General features: G+C 72.9%; 4 protein-coding genes. 1 reads left to right on the forward strand and 3 read right to left on the reverse strand.

The annotated features are described in order from the left end of the window. Nucleotides 1-66: 66 nt before the first annotated feature. From ACFVS9_RS34080 to ACFVS9_RS34090, 3 genes are all read right to left on the reverse strand, one after another. Nucleotides 67-993: a PmoA family protein gene (locus ACFVS9_RS34080; protein ID WP_389938890.1), complete on the reverse strand. Its 927-nt coding sequence runs from the start codon at nt 991-993 to the stop codon at nt 67-69. Then, nucleotides 990-2171 (reverse strand): Gfo/Idh/MocA family protein, encoded by a 1182-nt coding sequence (locus tag ACFVS9_RS34085; RefSeq protein WP_389938894.1) that lies wholly within the window; start codon nt 2169-2171, stop codon nt 990-992. Before ACFVS9_RS34085 ends, ACFVS9_RS34080 begins: the two co-directional genes overlap by 4 nt. Before the next feature lie 90 nt (nt 2172-2261). Continuing rightward, a complete protein-coding gene (locus ACFVS9_RS34090) occupies nt 2262-3236 on the reverse strand; it encodes an acetylxylan esterase (protein WP_383119012.1) in 975 nt (324 codons plus the stop codon). A 130-nt stretch (nt 3237-3366) separates the two neighbouring features. Here ACFVS9_RS34090 and ACFVS9_RS34095 point away from each other — a divergent pair, with 130 nt between their 5' ends. Next, nucleotides 3367-3642, forward strand: coding sequence for a DUF2087 domain-containing protein (locus ACFVS9_RS34095; RefSeq protein ID WP_383119013.1), 276 nt, complete (start codon nt 3367-3369; stop codon nt 3640-3642). Nucleotides 3643-3697: the final 55 nt, after the last annotated feature.

Consider the following 3697-nt stretch of genomic DNA (forward strand, 5'->3'; position numbering starts at 1 on the left):
CCCCTGAGGCACGGCCGGTCCGCCGCGGGCGGCCGGCGCCGGGCGCGTCCACCCGGAAGGGGCGGGCTACCAGGCCAGTGCGCCCACCGCGGAGGCGATCCGGTCGCGGTCCCAGGCCCCGTCGGCGACCAGCACCCGGTAGCTGCGGGCCAGGGTCGCCCCCGGATCCAGGACCAGCTCCTCGTGGAAGGCGAACGACGGGGCGACGGCCGCGAAGGGGGAGTTGCGCACGAACCAGTGGGCCGGGTGCGCGCCGCCCGCCCCGCTGTGGTCGTTCCCGGGGGAGTGGACGAAGACGAGCGTCGCGTGCCCGTCGGCCTCGTCGTGCTCACCGCTGTAGGCGAGCCAGGGAGCCTGTTGCCCCATGACCTCCGGCCCCTCGGCGTCCGGGGTGATGATCCGCCCGTCCCGGAAGGCGCGCGGCCCGCGCCAGAACAGCCCCGTGTATCCCGCGGCCGGGCGGCCGTGCGTCGTCGGGCTGCCGAACCGCAGCGGTTCCTCGCGCCGGTTGGTGACCGCCGACGACCAGGTCAGCGCCCAGCTGCCGGTCGCCGCGTCGACGTCGTGCACCTCGACGCGGCGCGTCTCCTCGGCCCAGAGCCCGCCCCCGTGCGGATGCCAGGTCAGGAGTTCCGAGAACCGGACCCCGCCGTCGTGCACCGACACCTCGTCGAAACCGGCGTGCGCCATGGACCCGACACGCTCCGGCAGGGCGAGGTACCCCTCGCCGTGCACGTAGCTGTTGCCACCCCACAGATTCGCGCCCGACAGGTGCGAGGCGGTCATCTGCAGGCCCTTGTGCCAGCGGTGGTCGTTGGGCCGGTATCCGGTCACCACCTGGCCCGACAGCGTGCGCAGGGGGTGGATGTAGGGCTTGGGGGCCTCCCACGCGTCCTCGGCGCGGTAGACGTAGCGCAGCAGTTCCACCCCGCTCCCCGCCGTGACGGAGAGGTGGTCGCCGTGCCGGTGGACGAGTCCGACCGCCTCGCTCATGCCGGTACCTCCGTGGGCCGGCCGAGGCGTTTTGGCGCCCAGCCGGGCGCGTCGCCGTGCAGCGCGCCGTAGTACGGGTCACCGGGACGGATCTCGCCCGCCCGTACGGTGGACCCGGTGAAGGCCGCCTTGTACAGGGCCGCGACCAGTTCGAGGCTCTTGCGGCCGTCCGCGCCGCTGCTGCGCGGCCGGCGGCCGGCCCGCAGGTCCTCCAGCAACTCCCTGAGCTGGGCCTCGTGTGAGCTGGGTACGTCGGTCCCGAAGTCCCGCCAGGCGTCCGCCTCTTCGGGAGGGACGCCCGGAGCCGGCGTGATGCGCCAGTCCGCGTTGCGGTGCCCGTAGAGATGGGTGAGCTCGACCGTCGCCCGCTCGCAGTCGATCCGGATCCTGCTGACCTCGTCCGGGCTGAGGACACTGTTGACCACGGTGGCCATGGCGCCGTTCCCGAAACGGATGAGCGCGGTGGACACGTCCTCGGTCTCCACGTCGTGCACCAGCCGCCCCGCCATGGCCCGGATCTCCGCCCACGGGCCCAGCAGGTCGAGCAGCAGATCCATCTGGTGGATGCCGTGGCCCATCGCGGGACCGCCGCCCTCGCTGCTCCAACTTCCCCGCCAGGGAGCGGAGTAGTACGCCTCGTCGCGGTACCAGGTGGTCTGGCAGTGAGCCACCAGCGGCCGGCCCACGGCCTGTCCCGCCAGCAGTTCCCGGACGTGCCGGGCGCCCGAACCGAAGCGGTGCTGGAACACGATCGCCGCGTACGGGCCGTCGCCGCCGTCGCCCTCCGCCGCCTCGATCGCGTCGAAGTCCTCCAGCGAGGGGCAGGGCGGCTTCTCGCACCACACCCACGCCCCGGCCTCCAGCGCGGCGACCGTCTGGTCGCGGTGGAACCGGGGCGGGGTGGCGAGGGTGACCAGGTCCGGGCGCTGCTCGGCGAGCATCCGGTCCAGGTCGGTGTACGGGTGGGCGATCCCGGCGTCGGCGCAGAACGCCTCGACCGAGGCCGCGTCGACGTCGACCGCGGCGACGACCTCCAACGGCTGCCCGTCGGCGAGTGCGCGCAGCGCGGGCAGATGGCTGACCCGCGCGATCGCACCCGTGCCGACGATCGCGACCCGCACCGGTTCCCGGTGCGAAGGATTGCTGGTCGTGACAAACACCCCTTCGGCTGAAGATATGGGCACCTGCCGGACAGCAAGCGCTTTCTCCCCGGGAAACCTAGGCTCCGCGCGCGAGGCGGGTCAAGAGGTCCGGGCCGCGTGCGTGCGTCAGGCCTTCAGCAGCCGCGGCAGCCACCTGAGCTGCACCGCGTGCTGGAACGGGCCGCCGCCCTCGTGGTCGTTGAAGTCGTACACCTCGATCTCCTTGTCCGCGTGCGCGTACGCGTTGTACGCGGCGAACACGGTGGACGGAGGGCAGGTCAGGTCCTCCAGGGCCGCGGAGAACAGCGCGGGTGCCCGCCCGCGGGCGGCGAAGTGGACCCCGTCGAAGTAGGAGAGCGTCCTGTCGATCCGCTCGGACCGGCCCCGGTGCGTCTTGAGGTAGTCGCCGATCTCGCGGTAGGGCTTGCGGTCCGTCATCCGGGTGGCCCGGGGGAAGTCGCAGAGGAAGGGCACGTCCGGGACGACGGCCGCCAGGTCGGGGACCAGCCCCCCGACCGCGAGCGCCAGGCCGCCGCCCTGGCTCGCGCCGACCGCTGCCGTGCGGGACGCGTCGGCCAGCGGGTGGGAACGGGCCGCCTCCACCGCGCGCACCGCGTCCGTGATCACCCTGCGGTAGTAGTACGTGGCGGGGTCCTCGATGCCCTGCGTCATGAATCCCGGGAGTGAGGGGCCCGATCCCACGGGGTCGGCGGTGTCGCCCGGGGCCCAGCCGCTGCCCTGGCCCCGGGTGTCCATCACGAAATGCGCCATTCCGGCGGAGGCCCACAGGAGGTGGGCGTGCGGCAGGCTCCGCCCTCCGCCGTATCCGATGAACTCCACGACCACCGGTACGGGTTCGGTGGTCCCGGCCGGTATGACGAACCACCCCTTGACCGGGTGGCCGCCGAAGCCGGCGAACGTCACGTCGTAGACGTCGACGGTGACGAGCCCGAGGTCGGCGCACCGTTCGAAGCGGGCGTCCAGATCGTGCGTCCCGGCCTCGTCCAGCGTGGCCGACCAGAAGGCGTCGAAGTCGTCGGGCTCCACCGACCGGCTGCGATAGGTGCGCAGTTCGTCGAGGGGCAGATCGAACAGGGCCATGGGGGACCGCCTCAGGTAGCGAGGGTGAATTGAATGGTCACACCGTACGACGGTCCGCCCGAACGTCAACATGCGTCCACGGTGCGGAAATCGCGTTGCCCGTACCGGCGGGCCCTGCGAGGCTTCCCGCATGTCCGAAACGGAAGCCGGCGGTTCGCATCAGGTGGCCGCGCTCTTCTCCGGCGGGCGCCTCACGGCGATCCCCCGGAAGCCCCTGCGCCGCGAGCAGTTGCTGGTGCACCTCGCGCAGACGCTCTTCGAGCGCGACCGCGTCTACACGGAGCGCGAGGTCAACGACGCGCTGCTCACGGTGCACGACGACTGCTCGGCCCTCCGCCGCTACCTCGTGGTCGCCGGGCTCCTGGAGCGGCCCCGGGACGGAAGCAGCTACCGGCGCGGGCGGTGAGCCGTCCCGCGTCCGGTCGGCGCGGTCCGGGCAGGCACGGGGGACCTGCCCGGAC

The sequence above is a fragment of the Streptomyces sp. NPDC058008 genome (assembly GCF_042886395.1).
Lineage (GTDB): Bacteria > Actinomycetota > Actinomycetes > Streptomycetales > Streptomycetaceae > Streptomyces.